Origin of the sequence: Exiguobacterium sp. S3 (assembly GCF_018617295.1) — a bacterium.
Classification (GTDB): domain Bacteria; phylum Bacillota; class Bacilli; order Exiguobacteriales; family Exiguobacteriaceae; genus Exiguobacterium; species Exiguobacterium profundum.
Window position 1 is genome coordinate 170,015 of sequence record NZ_JACSJW010000001.1, and the last position, 20,352, is coordinate 190,366.

Sequence of the window (20,352 nt, forward strand, 5' to 3'; positions counted from 1 at the left end):
ATACGTACCATTGTAGCGGACGTGAGAGACGGGTGCAACTTACGAATAATCTGGAGGCGTCGGTCGTGTGACGAACTGTTCGAACGCATAAGCGACTCGGATTAAATCACGCTCCGCATAGCTCGTCCCCGTGAACGAGAGACCGAATGGGGCACCGCTCTTTTTCAATTGATATGGGATTGTAATCGTCGGATGACCTGCTTTTGCAGCCATGTCATAGTTCATGTCATGTGGCAGCACGAGTGCGTCCAGTTTATGTGACGCAAGCAATGTGTCAATCCCTTCCGTTTTGGCGAGACGGACGTCCTCGATGCGACGGTTGAGATAGTTCGCTTCAGTCAGTTTTCCAGATTTGACGTTCGCTTCTTCAAAGATGGTCTGACCGTGCGGAATCGATTCAGGATGTTCCGAGTTCCACTCGATCAAATCGGAAAGCGTTTTAAACGGCACGGTCGTGATGGCAAGATACGCCTCGACCCCGAGCTTGAATTCGTCGAACAGGATGTCCGCCTGTTCTAGCGCCTCATGCTTTGGTAGCGTGACCTCGACGAGTTCGACCTCGGCTTGCCGTAGCAATCGGAGCGCGCCTTCGTACAATCCGACTTCTTCTTCAGAAATGTCCGGTTTGACGAACCCGACGCGCATCCCAACCGCCTGCCTCACATCGAGACATGTCACGTATGGGGGACCGACCGGTGTCTCGAGAGTCGCGGGATCCGATTCATCCTCACCGCACATCGATTGTAAGGCGATGACCGCATCACGAAGCGTACGCGCCATCGGTCCCGCCGTATCTTGAGAACGTGAAATCGGGATGATTCCGGAGCGACTGATCAATCCGACGGTCGGTTTGATCCCGACAATGCTGTTATGGACACTCGGATGGACGATTGAACCGCTCGTCTCAGACCCGACTGCGAGAAGCGTGAGGTTTGCCGCGACCGCCGAAGCCGACCCTGAGCTTGATCCACCGACATCCAACCCGTCGCCGTATGGGTTCATCGTCTGTCCACCGACGGCACTCCAGCCGTTCGGCATATTTTCCGTTAAAAAGTTCGCCCACTCGGACAGGTTCGCTTTGCCAAGGATGATGGCCCCGTCAGCCCGCAACCGTTTGACGAGCTCGGCATCTCGAGCGGCGAAATGATGTCGCATCGCGGCAGCACCTGCAGTCGTTCGCATCAGACCGTTCGTCTCGATATTGTCTTTGATTAAGACGGGAATGCCGAGTAGCGGTTTGCGTACCCCTTTTCGGTAGGCCCGGTCTGCTGCCTCTGCCTCGAACAGCGCGTCCGGATTGACTTGAATGACGGCGTGAAGTCGTTCATTATACGTCGCAATCCGTCCTAAATAGTAGGCGGTCACGTCTCTCGCCGTGAATTGTCCTTCTTTATACCCACGATGCGCACCTTCAATCGTCAGTTCATGTAATTGGATTTGTTCCATCCTACATTCCTCCTTTACCTCTCCCCCTTTATTCGTGCTCTACGTCTGATTTCCTTTTCGTATCGCCAAGTCGATGTGTTCTTGATACACTTAAGAAAAAACAGGAGGTCCCAATGACACGCTCCTATGTCTTTGTGTTGCTTGCCGTATTCGGTCTATTTTTCTTACAGCTATACGGGGAGAATGTGCCGTATGGTACGCTCATTTCCATCGGGTTGATTGGATTCATCATCGTCTTGACGGTTTTTCAGTTGAAACGAAAACCGAATCATTGACGAATGTATTTTGAGGGTGGTATGATGCTCTCACCAACTACATATCGATATCAAGAGTGAACGAGAGACCTGGCTCCGCGACTTCACAGCAACCTGCCTTAGGCAAGGTGCTACGACCAGCAAGGGAAACCTTGGACGATATGACGAAAGCGCTCATGTCATCCGACGTGAGCGCTTTTTTGTTGAATGACGATTTGGAGGGAACGACAGTATGGAAAAAGCAACATTCGCAGGCGGCTGTTTTTGGTGCATGGTGACACCATTTGAAGAATTACCAGGGCTTGAAGGAATCGTGTCCGGCTATATGGGCGGACAGGTCGACAATCCAACATATGAACAAGTGAAAACAGGGACGACGGGGCACCTCGAGGTCGTTCAAATCACATATGATCCATCTCTTTTCTCATATGAGCGTCTTCTTGAGCTGTATTGGATTCAGACAGACCCGACGGACGATGGTGGTCAATTCCAAGACCGGGGACCTCAGTATGCCCCAGCCATCTTCTATCACACCGAAGAACAACGAGTCGCGGCTGATGCGAGTCGCGATGTGTTGGCGGCAAGTGGTCGATTCACGGCTCCGATCGTCACGAAAATCATTCCGGCGACGACGTTCTTCGCTGCAGAAGACTACCATCAGGATTATCATAAAAAGAATCCGAAGCATTATAAGGAGGACCGGGCCATCTCGGGACGCGACGAGTTCATCGAGGAAAACTGGACGGAAACCGTATAACGGTCATCAGACGCGAATGTTAGCATTCGCGTCTTTTAATTAGCACATTAATCGGGAATTGGGAAATAACCGTTCATACATCCGAAAAGGAGGACTCATATATGAAAACAAGCATGAAACTCATCATCGGTGTGATTGGCGTAGCCGTAATCACTGTTGCCTGGTGGCTCATCTCCCCACTATTCTTAACCGAGACGGTCGATGAAGGATTGCCGCAGACAGCAGTCGAATCACCAGCTCCAGAGGAAGAGGAATCAGATCAAGAGACGTCCGAGACACCGGAAGCACAACCGAGTCCAACCGAAGTAGCGGGTGTGTTCATGGACGGGGAGAAAAATTATAAGACGACCGGCACAATCCGCTCGGTCGAGGCAGAAGACGGGACGTACCTTCGATTTGAAGAATTTGAGACGACAAACGGTCCTGATTTATTCGTCTATTTGACGAAACCAGGACAGGAGACGACCGAAGGCGTCAGTCTAGGGGCGCTAAGAGGGAACATCGGGAATCAAAACTATTTGATCCCTACTGATGTGAATCTAGAAGAGTACAACACCGTCGTCATCTGGTGCCGTGCGTTCAGCGCGACGTTCGGGACGGGAGAACTGACTGGATCAAGTGAATGAACAGACTGAAGGGTGGCTGAATGAATCGGCCACCCTCTTTTCATTTGAAATCGGCTGAAATAATATAAAACAATCATCAATCTTCAATTGCGTATATGCAAAGCGTTTCGCCGTCCGCGACACCTTCAAGTTTGCGCAAGAGAATCAGAATATCCTCCGCTGGACGTCAACTCGTTCCGCAACGCTATACTCTTTTAGATGCGTAAACTGGCGAAAGTGCAACATATGAATGAGAATAGCGAACCCATCAAAAATTCGGTCCGACGCTCAATCAGTACACAAATTTCCCATCATGTCGATGACTTAATCAATAAGCAAGTGTCGTGCGGGAACCCATTGAGTACCAAAAGCAATAGAAGGACACACTAACTTATGAGAGCAGATGAATCTTATGTGACCACTCGTCCGTCCGTTCACGATGGGACAACTGCTGACGCTTCAGCCGAAAACCGTCACGGTTCTTATCTATGGAAAACTGTACAACATCCGGATATCCGTATCTGACCATCATCTATTAAATGATATTTCGTATTGCGAGATAGTCTTGCTTCCCATTAATTTCGAACGGGCATGGCTGTTACTCGACATCCCAGAAACATCGCCACAACTCGAATGTGAACTGAACTAATTTATGGATACTACAAGTCTGTCACTGACTTGCTAAATGAAGGAATCTGATGCGATGGCCAAGATGAAGAAGAACGAAGAACGGAGAGCCAATCTCGAAACACTATCGGACTAAATAGGACAAGAGCTCGACAGCTACCTTGAGAGTCCGGAAAAAATCTGGGAACATCTCCAATTTCTCCTCAAACAAGTAAGTAAAATTGTCGACAAATGTATCTGTTGGCCGGCAATTACACTTACTTAAACATCATTTATATTGGTTAAAAATTATGTTTATCAACCTGCTTTGTGCATATATTCTCTGAATGATAAGATATGACATCAATCACTTAAATGGTTTTATTTCTCATTGAGGAGACCCAAACTCCGGGCGCCCTTCTTCATTCCACGTGAACACTTGTGCACGCGTATGACGGTTCGGATCGTAGAGTGGGTCCCCTTCGATTTCCGTATACGTCCGAGCATGGTAAATCAGAACGTCTTCTCCTTTTTCGTTCACGGAAAAACTGTTGTGACCGGGACCAAATTGACTTACGTCTACATTCGTCTGGAACACCGGTCGGAACGATTTCGACCACGATGCCGGGTTTAACACATCAGCGTCGTCCGAGGCGCACAACATACCCATGCAGTAATTCTCATCGGTCGCACTCGCCGAATACGTGATGAAGATGTGGCCGTTTCGCTTCAATACAGCCGCCCCCTCATTGACGAGGAAACCACGTGTCTCCCAATCATACTCAGGCTTCGTCAGCATGACTTGCGGCAATTTGATCGTCCATGGATTTTCGAGTTCGGCGATGTATAAATTAGAGTTCCCCTCGATGGCCGGATCTTTTTGAGCCCACACCAAATAGTGAGTCCCTTTATGATCAAACACGGTTGCATCGAGTGCGAATGAATCCCACTCGGTCTGAATTTGGCCTTTTTCGGCCCATTCCCCTTCGAGCGGATTTGCCGATTCGTTCTCCAATACGAACATGCGGTGGTCGAACAGACCGTTGACGATGCCCCGCGACTTTGCGGCCGCAAAATAGAGGTACCACTTGCCGTGAATGTAATGCAGTTCAGGAGCCCAAATCAAGTCGCTCATCGGGCCTGTCTCGTGTTTGACCCATGCGATCACCGGCTCCGCCGTCCGAAGCGCTTGAAGCGACTTGGCGCGGCGTAACTCAATCAAGTCATACTCAGGCACCGACGCCGTGAAGTAGTAATAGCCATCCGTATGCAAGTAGACCCATGGGTCGGCCCGCTGTTCTAAAATCAAATGTCGATCCTCTACTTGGTTCATCTTACTACCTCCTCGTCACGTATCGGTCGGCCAAACACAGGACCGGCTTCATCCCATATGAACGGTTGGACACGCGTATGTCGATTCGGGTCCCAAAGCGGGTCCCCGACAATTTCTTTATAGTTGCGGGCGTGGTAGACGAGTATGTCTGTCCCGTCTTCTAATGTCGTAAAACTGTTGTGGCCCGGTCCATACTGACTCGCCGCTTCATCGGTTCCAAAGACCGGTTCGGGATGCTTCGTCCAACTCGCCGCGTCCAATAAATCGCTCGTCACCCTAGCGCGCAGAAGGCCCATGCAGTAGTGATGGTCCGTCGCACTCGCAGAGAACGTGATGTAGATGTGGCCTTTCCGTTTCAAGACGGCCGGGCCTTCGTTCACGAGGAACCCAATCTTCTCCCAGTCATACTCCGGCGTCGCAATCATCGTCTGTGGCCCTGTGAGCGTCCACGGATTCTCCATCTCCGAGATGTAGAGGTTCGAGTTACCATCGATGGCCGGGTCTTTTTGGGCCCACACATAATAAAGGCGCCCCTCGTGCTCGAACATCGTCGCATCAAGCGCGAACGATTCGCACCAAGTCCGGACCTGTCCTTTTTCGACCCATTCCCCTTCGAGCGGATTCGCCGAGCTGTTCTCGAGCACATACATCCGATGATCGAAGATGTGATCTTCTCGCGCGGCCGCGAAATAGAGGTACCATTTCCCTTGGATATGATGTAATTCCGGGGCCCAGATGTTCGCACTCATGATGCCCGTCTCACGTTTGGTCCAGACGACTCGTTCTTCCGCCTCGGTCAAAGCCGCGAGCGTCTTCGCCCGACGGAGCGGGATGCCCGTGAAGTCCGGCAACGAGGCCGTGAAGTAATAATAGCCATCTGTATGGCGCATGATCCATGGGTCCGCTCGTTGTTCCACTAACGGATTCGTGATCGTCTCTCTCATAAAGAACGCTCCCCTATCTCAGATTCTGTTCGGTTCAAACTCATATGTTTTAACAGTGTGTGTCGTTCTCTCAAACGGTACGCCTCTCTCTTGCTACTCGCCAACAGGAGCGAGGAGACCCCGATCTCGTCCGGCCGCAGCGGTGCCTGTAACGCGTGGAAGAAGTGTTCGAGCTCTTGCCGCGTCGGCATCTGCTCGGTCCACGCCCGTAGCGCGCCCGGCGTGTCGGACCATTCAAGCATCATTGTTTTATAGGCATCGATAAGTTCCATCATGGCGATGGCGACTTTCGTTCCATGGAGGACCGCCGGACGATGGTTGGCGATGAAGTCCATCTCCCAATAGTGGGACAAGTGATGCTCACCACCAGAAGCTGGATGCGAATGACCGAAAATCAACATGGCGACTCCGGACAATAGTAACGACTCCATCAGTTGATCCAACCCGTCCGCGTCTCGTTTATAGATGGCAGGCAAGGCGTCCACACACGATTGTAACGCCTGTTCCGTCAGTGATGCGACGCCCGGACAAAACGGTTCAGCGCCGTCAAATGCTCCGAACCGCCAGTCCAACAAAGACGTGTATTTCCCGAGCATATCGCCGACCCCGGCCGCGATCAACGCGTCCGGCGCCTTCCGAATCACCTGACTCGGGACGAACACCGCAATCGGAGAAATGAGCTGGTACGTGATTTTCTTGCCTCTCACAATGAGAGGTGCCCCTTTCGACGTGAAGCCGTCCACTGACGGCGCGGTCGGCACTGAGATGAACGGCACTTTCGTTTTGGCCGCACAGAACCGGGTGACGTCATGAATCGTGCCGGCACCTAGCGCAATGAGCGCGTCGACGGTTTCATCTTGTTGAAGCAATACTTGTACGACCGAGCGCTCCTCCGCCAACACGTCGCCTTGCTCATCCGCTTGAAGCGAGACGAGCGACACATCAACTCCGATATCAATCAAGGCTTCTCGTAGCGGGAGAAACCCGACGCGCTCGGTATTCATGTCGGCGACGACGAGGAGACGGTTCCACTCTTTTTCGTGGACGAACGCAGCCAATTCGACCCAGACGTGTTCGGACGCGACCATCCGTTCAATCGTGATCGCGTGATGGGGGTTCCCGCAATCACAAGCTTGAACGTGTTCGTTAATCTGTTCGAGGTTCATCGGCTGACTCCTGTCTCGACGCGGTACGTCGTTTGCCAACGGTACGTGTCTCCCGCCTTCAAGCGAATCGACGGGAACGTTTCGTGGTGAACCGCATCAGGGAGGTGTTGCGGTTCCAGACAGACGCCGTAGTGACGTCTCGACGTCCCTTCACGCAATGAAGTCGTCTCGTTCATCTGATTGCCCGAATAGAGGATGATGGCCGGGGCCGTCGTCGAGATCGTCAACTCTCGCTGTGACTCTCGCTCATATAGTCTCGCTTCCCGTCGCTCCGCGAAGACGAACGGATGGTCATAGCCGTTGACCAATTCGTTTTGTGGATGGGTTGACTCGAGACCCTCCGCCAAGACACGACCAGACCGGAAATCAAACGCTGTCTGATCGACTTCAAGCAAGCGACCCGTCGGAATCAAATCATCCCGCAGCTCAGCGAACGTGTCGGCGGACAACGTAAGCTCATGCTTCAAGATGTCCCGCTCACCTCCGCTCAAGTTGAAATACGTATGGTTCGTCAAATCACACACCGTATCTTGATCAGAGGTCGCCTCGTATGTGATGGTGACGCCGTGGTCGGCCAGTTCGAACGTGGCGCGGACATCGAGTGTCCCGGGATATCCGTTCTCTCCGTCCAGACTGACGCAATGAAGCGTCACACGGTCGGACGTCCTCTGTTCGACCGTCCAGACGCGACGGTGCAACCCTTCTCCGCCATGAAGGTGATGGACACCTTCATTCGCAGGCACGTGATACGTCACGCCATCCAGGTCGAACGTACTCTGGTCGATCCGTCCGGCGACCCGTCCGATCGTCGCACCCAAATAATACGTGTCCTGCATGTACGCCTCGACTGTGTCGTACGACAAGACGATATTTTTCCAGCCGTCATCCTGAATCGAAAATTCTTGCAACGTCGCTCCGTAAGTCAATATGTTCAATCGATACACATCGTTCTCGAGCGTGATTGTCGACTCGTCAATCGCTGTTTCTAGTTGCCGCTTCATGACATCCACTCCTTTTTACCAAACGTTCACTGGGCAGTACTTCGTCGCGAGTCGTGCCCGATACGAGACGTAACACCCACATTTCAAGCAAGTATTTTGTTGCTGGAACGGGCAAGCCGCGCAATGGGTGAGGCGTGCCTCATATTCCGTATCCGACACCTGCTCCATGACTTCCGCATCGATGGTCAACAGCCAGTCATGATCTGTCGTTTGCGGTGGACAGGTCCGACATCGCCGCGTCTTCGCCACTGTCATCTCAGCGGACCGCGATGGTGATGACGCTCATCGCTGGCACGTCGAGGACGAGCTTGCCGTCTTCCGTGACGGTCACGTCATGGTCCCGTGGTGAAACGAGGTCAGGTTGTTCGAACGTATTGTGGGCGTTCAAATGGTCTGCCGTCAAAATCCGGGCCGACACGACAGAGATGGCGCCGATTCCCCGTAAATCGATTTCGACCGTATCGCCTTGCTCGTGGTCGAGTTGGCAGAGGCTGATGTGGAGCACACCTTCCGCATTTCGCGAAGCGGTGGCGTTCACGGCCGGGATGGCTTCATCTTTGGCCACATAGTTACGTGTGTGCGCGGCGAGTTCGACGCGTTCGGCGTCTTGGTGGACGCTGTACATCTCGAACACATGGTATGTCGGCGTGAGGATGAATCGGTCTTCTTCTGTCAAAATCATCGCCTGCAACACGTTGACCATTTGAGCGATGTTCGCCATATGAACGCGGTCGTTATGGTTATGGAAGATGTTGAAGTGGACCGCAGCCACGAGTGCATCCCGAATCGAGTTTTGTTGATACAAGAAACCTGGGTTCGTCCCCGGCTCCACATCGAACCACGTGCCCCACTCGTCGACGATCAAGGCGACACGTTTTTCTGGGTCATACTGGTCCATGATCTGGCCGTGTTTCGTGATCAACTCGTCCATATGGAGGGCGCGCTTCAACGTGATGAACCATTCCTCCTCCGTGAAATCGAGAGCCGAGCCTTTGCCCAACCAGAAGTCACCTGGGATCGTGTAGTAATGGAGGCTGAGCCCGTCCATCATCGTCCCTGCTTCCCGCATCAGGACCTCTGTCCATTTATAGTCGTCGATGTTCGCCCCACCGGCGATTTTATAGAGTTTATTGCCGTCGTAGTTGCGGACGTACGTCTGGTAGCGGCGATACAGGTCCGCGTAATATTCAGGGCGCATGTTACCGCCGCAGCCCCAGTTCTCATTCCCGACGCCAAAGTACGTGAGTTCCCACGGCTCGGTCCGGCCGTTCTCTTGTCGCCAGTTCGACATCGGTGACTCGCCACCGAACGTCATGTACTCCACCCATTCCGACATTTCTTGCACCGTTCCGCTTCCGACGTTCCCACAGATGTACGGTTCACACTCGAGCAGCTCACAGAGGCGCATGAATTCATGCGTACCGAAGTGGTTGTTTTCGACGACCCCGCCCCAATGCGTGTTGACCATCCGTTTTCGGTTCTCGTTCGGACCGACCCCGTCCTTCCAGTGGTACTCGTCGGCAAAACAGCCGCCCGGCCAACGGAGGACCGGGATGTTCAATTTCTTCAAGGCGGCGAGCACGTCGTTGCGAATGCCATCCGTGTTTGGAATCGGCGACTCAGGACCGACCCAGAGCCCTTCATAAATACAACGACCTAAATGCTCGGCGAAATGACCATAAATGTGCTTGCTGATCGTCCCTTTGGTTAAGTCGGCATTGACGATGAGCTGTGTCGTCCCTGTCGTCACGTGCGTCGGTTTGATGAGTTGGTTGTTCATTGTATCTCCTCCATGAAGAAGGGCCAACGAAGTGGCCCTTTAGATTATGGTCGATAGTAAAGTTCATTCCAACGTAGTTCGTTGTTAAATTGGACCGTCTCCGTCTTGGCATCGATGACAGCGATTTCAACGTCGAGCATTTCCGCGAAGTCCCGTAGTTGGTCGGTCGTCACTTCATACGAATAGCAGGTGTGGTGCGCCCCACCGGCTTGAATCCAGTTTTCGACAGCTTGCGCCATCGAAGGTTCTGTTTTCCAAAGAACGCGTGCGACCGGCAAGTTCGGCATCGCCTCTTCCGGCTGAATGCCTTCGACCGTGTTGACGAGGAGACGGAAGCGATGGCCGAGATCAATGATACTCGCGTTCAACGCCTTGCCGCTCTGTCCTTCAAAGACGATCCGGGCCGGTGCTTCCCGGTCGCCGATACCGAGCGGATGGACTTCGATTCTTGGTTGATCGACCGCGATCGTCGGACAAATCTCCAACATGTGGGCGCCAAGCACCATCTCGTTGCCCGGCTCGAAGTGGTACGTGTAATCTTCCATGAACGAGGTCCGTTCGTTGTTCGCCATGATTTTCATGAGACGGACCAACGCGGCGGTCTTCCAGTCACCTTCTCCGGCAAAGCCATAGCCTTGCTCCATCAAGCGTTGGACGGCGAGACCCGGCAACTGCTTCATGCCGTGCAAATCTTCGAACGTCGTCGTGAAGGCGGTATAGCCGCCTGCCTCGAGGAAGGCTTTCATACCGAGTTCGATGCGACCCTGGTAACGGACCGAGTCGAGGAACTCCCCTTCTGCCATCCCTTTGTTCATCAGCTCGTAACGAGACGTGTATTCGTCCATCAGCGCATCGAGATTTGTGTCTGTCACGGCGTCCATATATGCGACGAGATCACCGACACCATATCCGTCCACCGTCCAACCGAGGCGGATCTGCGCTTCGACTTTATCGCCTTCCGTCACGGCGACGTTGCGCATGTTGTCACCGAAACGAGCCACTTTTAACACTTTGCTTTCGGCCAACGCATGAGCGACTTTCATCCAGCTCGCCATCTTGCCGCGTGTCGTCTCGTCTTCCCAGTGCCCGACGAGCACTTTGCGTTTGACGTTCATCCGGCTCGTGATAAATCCGTGTTCCCGGTCGCCGTGCGCCGATTGGTTCAAGTTCATGAAGTCCATATCGATCGCATCCCAAGGGATGTCGCGATTGAACTGTGTCCCGAAATGGAGCAACGGTTTTTGTAGGACGCGCATGCCACTGATCCACATCTTCGATGGCGAAAACGTGTGCATCCAGGTGATCACGCCCGCACATGAGTCGTCCGCATTCGCCTGAAGCATCATCTGACGGATCTCTTCTGCATTTTTGACGACGCCCTTGAAGACGATCCGGTCGCTGAAGACGTCGGCCGCATCAAGTCCAGCCACCATCTCTTTTGAATGATCCTCCACTTTCCGAAGCACGTCTTCGCCGTAAAGCATTTGGCTTCCTGTCACGAACCAAAATTCATATGTTTTTGCTGTCAACATCCAAAGTCCCCCTAATGTGAGGGCGAAGTTCCGGTCATTTTTGGCCGTAGTATGCGTTCGCCCCATGTTTTCGCAAATAGTGTTTATCTAAGATGCTCTGTTTAATCGGTGTCAGGCCAGGGTTCAAGTTCAAGGCGTGAAGTCCCATCTTCGCGACTTCCTCGAGGACGACCGCATTGTGGACCGCCTCATTCGCGTCTTTGCCCCAGCAGAACGGTGCGTGATTGGCCACGAGCACGCCCGGCACGGCGACTGCTTCGAGCATTAACTGGTCAAGCGTCTCTAAAATGACGTGGCCGGTCTCGAGCTCATACGCCGTTGCGATCTCTTCGTCTGTCAATTCTCGAGTGCACGGAATCTCGCCATAAAAGTAATCGGCGTGTGTCGTTCCGAACGCCGGGATCGCCCGCTTCGCCTGTGCCCAGCTCGTCGCCCATGGCGAATGGGTATGCACGACCCCGCCAATCTCAGGGAGAGATCGATAGAGCGCGAGATGGGTCGGTGTGTCTGATGAGGGGCGAAGCTCGCCTTCGACGACGTTACCTTCCAAATCGACGACGACCATGTCTTCCACGGTCAATCGTTCGTAAGGGACACCGCTCGGCTTGATGACGACCAATCCGGCGTTCCGGTCGATGCCACTGACGTTGCCCCATGTGAAGGTGACCAAGCCGTGTTGCGGGAGGGCCAAGTTCGCTTCGAGCACGGCTTCCTTCAAATGACGGCTTACCATACCGGCTCCTCCTTCACGCGTGACGCTTCGGCTTTGATTTTTTTCAAGTGTTTCATCACATCGTTTTCACCGCGACCGAAGTAGTCGTATAGTTTCGTGTATTCGACGAACAGAGCATCATACGTCGCGACGTTTTCCGGGATCGGCTTGTACGTCTCTTCTTTGACACGGCCCATCTTCGCTGCCGCTTCCGTGATCGTGGCGTAACCGCCTCGCTCCGCACCGGCCGCCACCGCCCCGAACATGGCCGACCCGAGGGCAGGCGTTTGCGAGGAGGCGGAGATTTTGATTTCCATGTTCAACACGTCCGCATAGATTTGCATCATGAGTGCGTTCTTCTCGGCGATTCCGCCGGCTGCATATACTTCATGCACAGGGACACCGCTGTTCCGGAACGCTTCCACAATCGTCCGTGTCCCATACGCCGTCGCTTCAATCAATGCCCGGTAAATGTCTTCTGGTTTCGTGAGCAATGTCGCTCCGAGGAGGACACCCGTCAGATTCGTATCGACGAGCGTCGATCGGTTCCCGTTCCACCAGTCGAGGGCGATGAGACCGCTCTCCCCGACACGTTGCCGGGCTGCTTTCTCCGTCAACAACTGATGGATGCCGATACCTTTCAAGGCGGCCTCTTCGACGTAATGTCCTGGGACACACGTCTCGGTGAACCATTCAAAATGGTCCCCGACACACGATTGGCCAGCTTCATAGCCCATCAATCCCGGGATGACACCGTCTTCGACGACACCGCACATGCCTGGGACGACTTGTTCGTCTTTACCGAGTAGGATATGGCACGTCGATGTGCCCATGACCATCAGCATCTTGCCCGGTTCGGCGATTCCGACAGCCGGTACCGCCACGTGGGCGTCGACGTTCGCGACCGCGACGGCCGTGCCTGGAAGGAGTCCGATTCGCGCGGCGAACGCCTCTGTCAGTTCACCCGCCTTGGACCCGATTGGCGCGATGTCGCGCGTTAGTTTCTCTTCGACAACGTTCTCTAGCCGCGGATCGAGCGCTTTAAAGAACTCGTTTGACGGGTAGCCGTCTTGTTTATGCCAAATGGCTTTATATCCAGCTGTGCAACTGTTCCGAACGACACGACCTGTCATCTGGGAGACGACCCAATCCGTCGCTTCTAGAATCTGGTCCGCCGCTTCATAGATTGCTGGTGCTTCGTTCAGGATTTGCCACACTTTCGGGATCATCCACTCCGATGAGATTTTCCCGCCGTATCGTTTCAAGAAGTCTTCGCCCCGCTCCGCTGCGATGCGGTTCAACTCGTCCGCCTCGTCTTGCGCGGCGTGGTGCTTCCAAAGCTTCACGTAGCTGTGCGGGTTTTGTTGATGCTCCTCACGGAAACAAAGCGGGTTCAAGTGTTCGTCAATCGGTAAGATCGTGCAGGCTGTGAAATCGATGCCGAGTCCAACAACTTGGTCCGGCATGATCCCCGCCTCTTTCACGACGGCCGGGATCGTAAGTTCTAATACTTCTAAATAGTCTTGCGGATGTTGGAGTGCCCAATCATGCTCGAGACGGGTCACCCCGTCCGGTAAATATTCATCCATGACGCCATGTGTGTACGGTTTGACCGCGGTCGCCACTTCTCGACCTGTCGCTACGTCGACGAGGACCGCACGTCCTGATTGCGTCCCGTAGTCGACGCCGATTGTATAGTTGGCCATATTCATCACCCTACCTTCAAAAGAATGCGCTTACATATAGGATGAAAAAAATAAAGTGTGTGGGCACTCTTGTCTTTTCATCCGTACAACTATTCAAATAACATGTCTGATTCGTACAGAAAACAAAAAGATACAATCAAGTTGTACGTATAACTTACACCTTGATTGTATCAACTATTTTAAATTAATCAACTGTTTTCAACATTTTATCTGAACATTTTTGCGTGAGTTCTGAAAAAACTGTGACACTCATCTTTTAAGAGACTGCGATAAGTTGTACGGATATTTACAGTCGTTTGCCGATAAAAACGTGCCCTCGGTCAGACAATCCCGCGAACACGAGCGTCTCTCGCCAATTCTCCCAGTCCCAGCCCGGTAACATATGCCAAGTAATCCTTTCAGGACCGTAGAGTTTGATGGTCGTATCCGTCGGCTTCTCATAACGGCCTCGTTCGCCATACTCTGTCACGAAAGTCCCGTCCGCTAGAAGTTGAATCTTACTTGAAGGCAGGACGTCATGTTTCGTCCGGTCCATGTAGATCCACTCCCACTCCCCGAAGAGTTCCTCCATCTCGATGGGCCGTTCTTCTTCCCCGGCATATCGTTGCGGAGATACGAGCGGCCAGCCCGATTCCGTCCAGATGATTTTGCGGATATGCAGTTCGTGCCAGTGCGGGTCCTGCTCACCTCTGACGTGATGGACGAGATAATCCTTGTCCCCGTCATGCAAGACGGAGTTATGACCGGGACCGACCCAACCTTCCCCAGCCCCGAACCGATAGCCCCCTAAAATCTTCATGCCGACTTGTTGGGAGTCGATTTCGAGGTCGGTCATGACGTTCCCATCAAAATCGACGTACGGTCCGGTGATCGAAGTCGAGCGGGCCACACGGATATGATAGTCCTTGAATAGGGAGTCGTACGAGACGAACAAGTAATAATGGCGATCCGCCTCCCGATAGACGATATACGGTCCCTCGATTGCCCCTTCAACGCTTTGGTGACGTTTCGCAATCAACGTCTCCTCACTCCCCGGACGTTTCTTCCCGGTCTCCGGATCGATTGGGAACACGTACAGCCCACCGAAGAAGCTACCGTAGACGAGCCAAGGTTCTCCATGCGCATCGAACGTAATATTTGGATCGATCGCGTTCGGTCCTGACGTCCCAGCCTCGCTCTTCACGACGAGCCCGTGATCCTGCCACGGTCCGTCTATCGTTTCCGCACTGGCGACACCGATATAGGACTGCGTCTGCCCGAACTGTGAAGCCGCATAGTACATGACGTAACGACCACCCATGAACACAACTTCCGGCGCCCAAAGCCCCGGCGCCCCCGTCCATTCCACAGCCTCGTGCGGAAGTTCTTCAAACGCCAAGCCGACGTATTCCCAATGGATCAAATCCTTTGAGCGGCGCACTTGAATCCCCCCGTTGATTTGATGCCCGTGGACTGCATCCGTCGAGAACACGTAATACCAGTCCCCGACTTTGATCGAGGCGGGATCGTGGGCGTTGTGCGTGCCCCACATCGTTTCGTTCGTCAATCGCTCTAGCAGATAACGTTCTTCTCGTTTCGGACCGTTCATTTTTTGCATGTTTCCGTTTCTCCTTTTATCGTTTTTTGCCCCATACGGCGGTGCCGTCCTCGCTCAGACCTGTGAAGATGATCGTCGGTTGCCAATTCTCCCAGTCCCAAGCCGCACCGACTTGCGTCTCATACGTCTCTTGTCCGACTTCGACCTCGAGGATCGACCCGTTCAATCGCCAAGACCCGTCCCCGTTTTCGAGCTTCCCGCCTCGTTCCAACGTCAACGTGCTCGAGGCTTGCTGTCCATCGTCGAATCGCGGGAACGTGATGACGTCCCAGTCCCCGACCAAATGGGCGTCGTCGACCTCGACGTCTCCTTCACCTGCATAGCGCTCGGGCGAGACGACCGGCCAACCGTCTTTCGTCCAATACACTTTTCGGACGTGCAACTGTGACCAATAGATGTCTTCATTCGGTCGCGCCTGATGCAACACGAACGTGTCAGTCCCGTCTTGTAAAAATGCCGAATGCCCGGTCCCGACGTATCCGTCATCTCCTTCGAAACGATACGAACCCACGATTTTCACGCCCGTATCAAATGACTCATCCGATTCGTCCCGTAAGTCGCGACCACGCGAGTCGACGTACGGTCCCGCGATTGACTTCGAGCGACCGATCCGGACGTTGTACGTATCTTCTAACCAACCATACGACACCATCAAGTAGTAATAACCTGTCTCGTCGTTATACAAGATTTCCGGTCCTTCGATGCCCATCGACATGTCTTTTCGTTTGGCGAGCAACGTTCCCTCTGACGATTCGTCCACTCGCTTCCCAGTGCCTGGATCAATCTCCGTCAAAAAGATCCCACCAAAGTACGACCCATACGTCATCCACCATTTGCCTGACGCATCTTGCGTCACATGAGGGTCAATCGCATTGGCGACACCCCCATCCCCGTCTTTCGACGTCACGACGGCGCCCTCGTCTTCCCAAGGCCCTTCGATCGTTGACGCGGTCGCTAGCCCGATGTACGACGTGCGGCTCCCGACCCCTGATACGGAATAGTACAAGTGGAACCGATCTCCGATTTTTGTGATCGCCGGGGCCCAGAACGTATTCCCACCGGTCCAAGCGAACGCCTCTTCAGACACTCGATCGAACACACGGCCGACGAACTCCCAGTGAATGAGATCGGTCGATTTACGAATTTGAATACCGGGCGTCGGAGGACCACCCACCATGTAATCCGTCGAGAAAACGTAGTACGTGTCACCATCTTTAAAGATTGCCCCGTCATGCGTAAAGTTCGTCGTCCACTCGCTCTCTTTGTTGAGCACGTCTGGCATCACATCTTCCACCTTTTGATCAAACGGCGCTTTCGGGAGTACCGACTCATCGATTGACGCACTCGTCGTCTGCCATAAGAAAACACCTCCGACCGCGACAATGAGCAACGCCATCCAGACCATTATTTTTTTCATGTCAATCTCCTTCCTCCATCAAAAAGGCACCCGCCTAAAAAAGACGGGTGCCTCTGTCTTGTCACACCTCAGCCCTTCACACCAGAAATCGCAATCGACTCGATGATCTGTTTTTGGAAGATCATAAAGACGATTAACATCGGGAGTAACGCCACGACGGACGCGGCCATGATTAACGGATAATCACTTTGAATTGCATAAGATGCGTTAAAGTTCGCGATGACAAGTTGAAGCGTCTGTTTCTCCGGCGAGTTCAAATACAGAATCGGCCCGAGGTAGTCGTTCCAGATTGCCATGAACCAAAGAATCAATTGCGCGGCCACGGCCGGCTTGATCAATGGGAAGATAATCTTATAGAAGATTTGGAAGTACGAGCAGCCATCAATCTTGGCCGCCTCGATAATCGAGTTCGGGATGCTGTTCAAAAATTGGCGCAAGAAGAAAATCATGAAAATATTCCCGAACAGTCCAGGCACGATCAACGGTAACAGCGTATCCACCCAGCCGATGCTCGAGAACATCATGAACTGGGGAATCATGAGCACCGGGTACGGGATCATGACAGAAGCGAACAAAAGGAGGAAGATTTTATTCTTGCCTCTGAAGTTCAACTTCGCGAAGGCGAATGCCGCCAAGCTCGACGTGAACGTTCCGACGATCGTGACGGATAATGCGACGATCAAACTGTTCGATATCCCCGATAACAGCGGGCCCATGCTCCAAATTTCCGTGTACTTGCTAAACGAAATATCGGTCGGGATCCATACCGGAGGGAGCGCGAACACATCCTCTTTTGATTTTAGCGACGTCGATACCATCCAGAGCAGCGGCGCGATCATGACGACCGCTCCGATGGACAGGAAGATAAAGATGAAGAAATCCGTGATTCGGTCCTTCTTCTTCACCGACATCGTTTCCACGTTCTCTTTTTTCCGTGAGAGAGCTAATTGCATGGTCATTCTCCTTTCCTATACACGAATCGCTCAATCAAGATCGAACGATGATTTTTCATTCATCCGGAATTGGAGCAACGTGACGATGAAAATGAAGAGCCCGAGGACGAGCGCCATCGCCGAAGCGTAACCGAGTTGGAAGTTCCCGAACGATTTTTGCCAAATGTAGAAGACCGCAGAGGCAGACGAGTACTCAGGACCCCCGGTTGGTGTCATGACGTTGATTTCCGTGAAGATTTGCGCTCCTCCGATGATGTTCGTCACGATGATGAAGAACGTGACCGGTTTGACCATCGGGAGCGTGATATGCCAAAAGCTTTGCCACGCGTTGGCTCCATCGAGTTTCGCTGCCTCATAAAATGATTTCGGGACACTTTGGAGCGCCGCCAAGTAAAGGAGCATCGTGTAGCCGAGCCCTTTCCAAATCGCCATGAGGATGAGCGCGGGTTTGACAGTATCGGTGTTTTGGAGCCAGTTTGGCCCGTCGATCCCGATCAAAGCCAGGAATTGGTTGACCAATCCGTAGTCCCCGTTATACGCCCATTGCCACAAAATCGAGACGGCGGCAATCGACGAGATGACGGGAATGTAGTAAATCACGCGGAACGTGTCCGTCCCAAAAATCTTTCGATTCAACGCGAGGGCAAGCAGCAGCGCGAGAACGATTCCGATTGGGATCCCAATCATCATAAAGAGCGTGTTGTACATTGATTTATAAAAATATTCATCTTGGAACAAGTTAACGAAGTTCTCAAACCCGATAAATTTCATTTGACCGAGGCCGTTCCAATTCGTGAAAGCGCCGTAAACAGAATACATCAACGGTACGAACGCGAAGAGGAAGAACCCAATGACCGGTGCCGCAACGAACAGGTAGGCGTACCGCTGTTCAGTTCGATATAACTTGGAAATCGATTTTGTTTTCATAATCCTTCCATCCTTTCAACGTCAGAGACGCAGGTGGCGAACATCGCCACCCCGTTACGACTCTCTGATCAATTCGCCTGTTTCTCTTGTTCGATCGCCGCATCGAGCAATTTCTGCATCTTCGGCTGCGCCGTCTTCACATAGTCTTCGACCGACGTTTTACCGTCTAGGACAGGCTGGATGTTTTTGAAGAACTCGTCGTACCATTCTGCCGTGTATGTTTTCTCAGCCGGGAACCCGCGGCCATAATCGTTGATTAAATCAAGGAACTCTTGTTTGTTATCTGGTTTGATTGACGTATCAGCTGCCCAGTTGTCTGCGATTTCCATACTGTTCGGCAATTGGACTTGCGCGTCTACGAGCGCTTGTTGCCCTTCTTGGTCCGCAGACAAGTACATCGCCAACTCTGCCGCTTCTTCTTTATGTTTCGTCGTCGCCCCGACGCCGATCCCGAGTGACCCCACCCATCCTGACGCTTTACCGGTTGAACCGGCTGGCCATGGAAGTAAGTCGTACTCGAATTTCAACTGTTCTTTAAATGCTGCCATATCCCACGGTCCGACTGGGAAGAAGGCGAGCTGACCTTTCAGCCAACGTTGGTACGTGTCGAGCGTCTGTGTTTCGCCGATTGACGGTGTGATCCCGTGTTTCAACTGTTGATCGACGAAGAATTGCAACGCTTCGATGAACTTCGGATCATCGATTGTCACTTTCGTACCATCTTCATTGATCCAGTCCGCTCCATTACTCCAGACGAACGGTTGAAGGGCCCAGTTTACGTTGAAGCCAGTGCCGTACTGATCCAACTTCCCGTCACCGTTCGTGTCTTTCGTCAACTGTTTGGCTACGTCCACGAACTCATCCCATGTATATGGTTTGTCTTTATCCGGAAGCGGGATGCCCGCATCTTCGAACATCGTCTTGTTGTAGCCGAGTGCGAACGGACCTAAGTCTTTCGGTAGTCCGTAAATCGCGCCTTCTCCGAGCGTCTTCCCATCGAAACGATATTTGTCGACACCCTTCTCCCAAATGTCGTCCAACTTGACGTCTTCTGAAGTTTCAACCGCTTCAGTGATATCGAGTAGCACGCCCGAATTTACGTATGCTTTCACTTGGGCAGGATTATAGAAGAAGACGTCTGGGATTTTGCGACCTGCGATGGCCGATTTGAGTTTCGTGTCGTACTGATCCGGGGCTGTCTGGACCATCGTTACTTTCACGTCTTTGTTGGCTTCTTCAAAACGTTTCACCGTCGCTTGGTAGGCTTTTAACTCTTCTGGATTTCCACGGAACATAAATGTCAGTTCAACTTTCCCGTCAGCGCCTGCCTCGTCTCCCGAACAGCCGGCGAGCGCCAAAGAAGTTGTCATCAGTGCTGACATCGTCAACGCAAACATTTTTTTCGATTTACGATTCATTGTGAATTCCTCCATCAATTTATATTCATGTGCAAAGCATGATAAAGATGTACGTACATGTTGAGTTAAATAAAAAAGCAAACTGTATAATGAAGCCCACACGACACTATACATTCACTAGCCAACAAACCGATATAATTGGTAATGAAAGCGTTTTCTGTACAATTTGAGTCTATTACACACGTTCGGACATGTCAA

The 20,352-nt window shown here is 52.6% G+C and carries 19 protein-coding genes and 1 riboswitch; of the genes, 4 read left to right on the plus strand and 15 right to left on the minus strand.

Annotated elements, in window-relative coordinates; translation table 11 throughout:
* Positions 1 to 39: 39 nt before the first annotated feature.
* On the minus strand, positions 40 to 1,446 hold the full coding sequence (locus tag KNO65_RS00960; RefSeq protein ID WP_214781234.1) for an amidase family protein: 1,407 nt from the start codon (positions 1,444 to 1,446) through the stop codon (positions 40 to 42).
* Between the two features lie 113 nt (positions 1,447 to 1,559).
* Between KNO65_RS00960 and KNO65_RS00965 the strand changes: the two genes are divergently transcribed.
* The 4 genes from KNO65_RS00965 (at position 1,560) to KNO65_RS15755 (ending at position 3,587) form a co-directional block, all read left to right on the plus strand.
* Complete coding sequence (locus KNO65_RS00965) at positions 1,560 to 1,721, plus strand: hypothetical protein (RefSeq protein WP_168169845.1); 162 nt, start codon at positions 1,560 to 1,562, stop codon at positions 1,719 to 1,721.
* Positions 1,722 to 1,765: 44 nt separating this feature from the next.
* Positions 1,766 to 1,865: riboswitch (SAM riboswitch) on the plus strand.
* Positions 1,866 to 1,932: 67 nt separating this feature from the next.
* On the plus strand, positions 1,933 to 2,457 hold the full coding sequence (gene msrA, locus KNO65_RS00970; RefSeq protein ID WP_214781236.1) for a peptide-methionine (S)-S-oxide reductase MsrA: 525 nt from the start codon (positions 1,933 to 1,935) through the stop codon (positions 2,455 to 2,457).
* A gap of 101 nt (positions 2,458 to 2,558) precedes the next feature.
* A complete protein-coding gene (locus tag KNO65_RS00975) occupies positions 2,559 to 3,083 on the plus strand; it encodes a DM13 domain-containing protein (protein WP_214781238.1) in 525 nt (174 codons plus the stop codon).
* Positions 3,084 to 3,455: 372 nt separating this feature from the next.
* Positions 3,456 to 3,587 carry a hypothetical protein gene (locus KNO65_RS15755; protein ID WP_255344469.1) on the plus strand — a complete coding sequence of 44 codons (132 nt, stop codon included), beginning with the start codon at positions 3,456 to 3,458 and terminating at the stop codon, positions 3,585 to 3,587.
* Between the two features lie 469 nt (positions 3,588 to 4,056).
* Here the strand turns inward: KNO65_RS15755 and KNO65_RS00980 are convergent, their stop codons facing one another.
* The 14 genes from KNO65_RS00980 to KNO65_RS01045 all read right to left on the minus strand — a co-directional run bounded on the left by KNO65_RS00980 (position 4,057) and on the right by KNO65_RS01045 (position 20,154).
* Positions 4,057 to 5,001 (minus strand): glycoside hydrolase family 43 protein, encoded by a 945-nt coding sequence (locus KNO65_RS00980; RefSeq protein WP_214781240.1) that lies wholly within the window; start codon positions 4,999 to 5,001, stop codon positions 4,057 to 4,059.
* Positions 4,998 to 5,945, minus strand: coding sequence for a glycoside hydrolase family 43 protein (locus KNO65_RS00985; protein WP_214781242.1), 948 nt, complete (start codon positions 5,943 to 5,945; stop codon positions 4,998 to 5,000). The genes KNO65_RS00980 and KNO65_RS00985 overlap by 4 nt, the downstream gene beginning before the upstream one ends.
* Positions 5,942 to 7,111: a sn-glycerol-1-phosphate dehydrogenase gene (locus KNO65_RS00990; protein ID WP_214781244.1), complete on the minus strand. Its 1,170-nt coding sequence runs from the start codon at positions 7,109 to 7,111 to the stop codon at positions 5,942 to 5,944. Before KNO65_RS00990 ends, KNO65_RS00985 begins: the two co-directional genes overlap by 4 nt.
* Positions 7,108 to 8,112 carry an aldose epimerase family protein gene (locus KNO65_RS00995; RefSeq protein WP_214781246.1) on the minus strand — a complete coding sequence of 335 codons (1,005 nt, stop codon included), beginning with the start codon at positions 8,110 to 8,112 and terminating at the stop codon, positions 7,108 to 7,110. The genes KNO65_RS00990 and KNO65_RS00995 overlap by 4 nt, the downstream gene beginning before the upstream one ends.
* A gap of 15 nt (positions 8,113 to 8,127) precedes the next feature.
* The gene (locus KNO65_RS01000; protein ID WP_214781248.1) at positions 8,128 to 8,367 is read right to left on the minus strand and encodes a DUF6171 family protein; all 240 of its coding nucleotides are present in this window, start codon (positions 8,365 to 8,367) and stop codon (positions 8,128 to 8,130) included.
* A gap of 1 nt (position 8,368) precedes the next feature.
* Positions 8,369 to 9,892 (minus strand): alpha-N-arabinofuranosidase, encoded by a 1,524-nt coding sequence (locus tag KNO65_RS01005; protein ID WP_214781250.1) that lies wholly within the window; start codon positions 9,890 to 9,892, stop codon positions 8,369 to 8,371.
* Positions 9,893 to 9,936: 44 nt separating this feature from the next.
* Positions 9,937 to 11,424 carry an L-arabinose isomerase gene (gene araA, locus KNO65_RS01010; protein ID WP_214781252.1) on the minus strand — a complete coding sequence of 496 codons (1,488 nt, stop codon included), beginning with the start codon at positions 11,422 to 11,424 and terminating at the stop codon, positions 9,937 to 9,939.
* Positions 11,425 to 11,458: 34 nt separating this feature from the next.
* Entirely contained in the window at positions 11,459 to 12,157 is a 699-nt protein-coding gene (gene araD, locus KNO65_RS01015) for an L-ribulose-5-phosphate 4-epimerase (protein WP_214781254.1), read from the minus strand.
* Positions 12,151 to 13,848, minus strand: a complete 1,698-nt coding sequence (gene araB / locus KNO65_RS01020; RefSeq protein ID WP_214781256.1) for a ribulokinase — start codon at positions 13,846 to 13,848, stop codon at positions 12,151 to 12,153. The genes araD and araB overlap by 7 nt, the downstream gene beginning before the upstream one ends.
* Positions 13,849 to 14,128: 280 nt before the next feature.
* A complete protein-coding gene (locus tag KNO65_RS01025; RefSeq protein WP_214781258.1) occupies positions 14,129 to 15,439 on the minus strand; it encodes an arabinan endo-1,5-alpha-L-arabinosidase in 1,311 nt (436 codons plus the stop codon).
* 16 nt (positions 15,440 to 15,455) lie between these two features.
* A complete protein-coding gene (locus KNO65_RS01030) occupies positions 15,456 to 16,856 on the minus strand; it encodes an arabinan endo-1,5-alpha-L-arabinosidase (RefSeq protein ID WP_214781260.1) in 1,401 nt (466 codons plus the stop codon).
* A 68-nt stretch (positions 16,857 to 16,924) separates the two neighbouring features.
* Complete coding sequence (locus KNO65_RS01035; protein ID WP_031200025.1) at positions 16,925 to 17,767, minus strand: carbohydrate ABC transporter permease; 843 nt, start codon at positions 17,765 to 17,767, stop codon at positions 16,925 to 16,927.
* Between the two features lie 72 nt (positions 17,768 to 17,839).
* Positions 17,840 to 18,736, minus strand: coding sequence for a carbohydrate ABC transporter permease (locus KNO65_RS01040; protein ID WP_021066211.1), 897 nt, complete (start codon positions 18,734 to 18,736; stop codon positions 17,840 to 17,842).
* Positions 18,737 to 18,804: 68 nt separating this feature from the next.
* The gene (locus KNO65_RS01045) at positions 18,805 to 20,154 is read right to left on the minus strand and encodes an ABC transporter substrate-binding protein (protein ID WP_214781262.1); all 1,350 of its coding nucleotides are present in this window, start codon (positions 20,152 to 20,154) and stop codon (positions 18,805 to 18,807) included.
* Positions 20,155 to 20,352: the final 198 nt, after the last annotated feature.

What these genes read in the sequence shown, in the direction of transcription:
- KNO65_RS00960 (WP_214781234.1), bottom strand. Translation starts at nt 1,446, where the DNA reads ATGGAACAAATCCAATTACATGAACTGACGATTGAAGGTGCGCATCGT.
- KNO65_RS00965 (WP_168169845.1), top strand. Translation starts at nt 1,560, where the DNA reads ATGACACGCTCCTATGTCTTTGTGTTGCTTGCCGTATTCGGTCTATTT.
- msrA (WP_214781236.1), top strand. Translation starts at nt 1,933, where the DNA reads ATGGAAAAAGCAACATTCGCAGGCGGCTGTTTTTGGTGCATGGTGACA.
- KNO65_RS00975 (WP_214781238.1), top strand. Translation starts at nt 2,559, where the DNA reads ATGAAAACAAGCATGAAACTCATCATCGGTGTGATTGGCGTAGCCGTA.
- KNO65_RS15755 (WP_255344469.1), top strand. Translation starts at nt 3,456, where the DNA reads ATGAGAGCAGATGAATCTTATGTGACCACTCGTCCGTCCGTTCACGAT.
- KNO65_RS00980 (WP_214781240.1), bottom strand. Translation starts at nt 5,001, where the DNA reads ATGAACCAAGTAGAGGATCGACATTTGATTTTAGAACAGCGGGCCGAC.
- KNO65_RS00985 (WP_214781242.1), bottom strand. Translation starts at nt 5,945, where the DNA reads ATGAGAGAGACGATCACGAATCCGTTAGTGGAACAACGAGCGGACCCA.
- KNO65_RS00990 (WP_214781244.1), bottom strand. Translation starts at nt 7,111, where the DNA reads ATGAACCTCGAACAGATTAACGAACACGTTCAAGCTTGTGATTGCGGG.
- KNO65_RS00995 (WP_214781246.1), bottom strand. Translation starts at nt 8,112, where the DNA reads ATGAAGCGGCAACTAGAAACAGCGATTGACGAGTCGACAATCACGCTC.
- KNO65_RS01000 (WP_214781248.1), bottom strand. Translation starts at nt 8,367, where the DNA reads ATGACAGTGGCGAAGACGCGGCGATGTCGGACCTGTCCACCGCAAACG.
- KNO65_RS01005 (WP_214781250.1), bottom strand. Translation starts at nt 9,892, where the DNA reads ATGAACAACCAACTCATCAAACCGACGCACGTGACGACAGGGACGACA.
- araA (WP_214781252.1), bottom strand. Translation starts at nt 11,424, where the DNA reads ATGTTGACAGCAAAAACATATGAATTTTGGTTCGTGACAGGAAGCCAA.
- araD (WP_214781254.1), bottom strand. Translation starts at nt 12,157, where the DNA reads ATGGTAAGCCGTCATTTGAAGGAAGCCGTGCTCGAAGCGAACTTGGCC.
- araB (WP_214781256.1), bottom strand. Translation starts at nt 13,848, where the DNA reads ATGAATATGGCCAACTATACAATCGGCGTCGACTACGGGACGCAATCA.
- KNO65_RS01025 (WP_214781258.1), bottom strand. Translation starts at nt 15,439, where the DNA reads ATGCAAAAAATGAACGGTCCGAAACGAGAAGAACGTTATCTGCTAGAG.
- KNO65_RS01030 (WP_214781260.1), bottom strand. Translation starts at nt 16,856, where the DNA reads ATGAAAAAAATAATGGTCTGGATGGCGTTGCTCATTGTCGCGGTCGGA.
- KNO65_RS01035 (WP_031200025.1), bottom strand. Translation starts at nt 17,767, where the DNA reads ATGTCGGTGAAGAAGAAGGACCGAATCACGGATTTCTTCATCTTTATC.
- KNO65_RS01040 (WP_021066211.1), bottom strand. Translation starts at nt 18,736, where the DNA reads ATGAAAACAAAATCGATTTCCAAGTTATATCGAACTGAACAGCGGTAC.
- KNO65_RS01045 (WP_214781262.1), bottom strand. Translation starts at nt 20,154, where the DNA reads ATGAATCGTAAATCGAAAAAAATGTTTGCGTTGACGATGTCAGCACTG.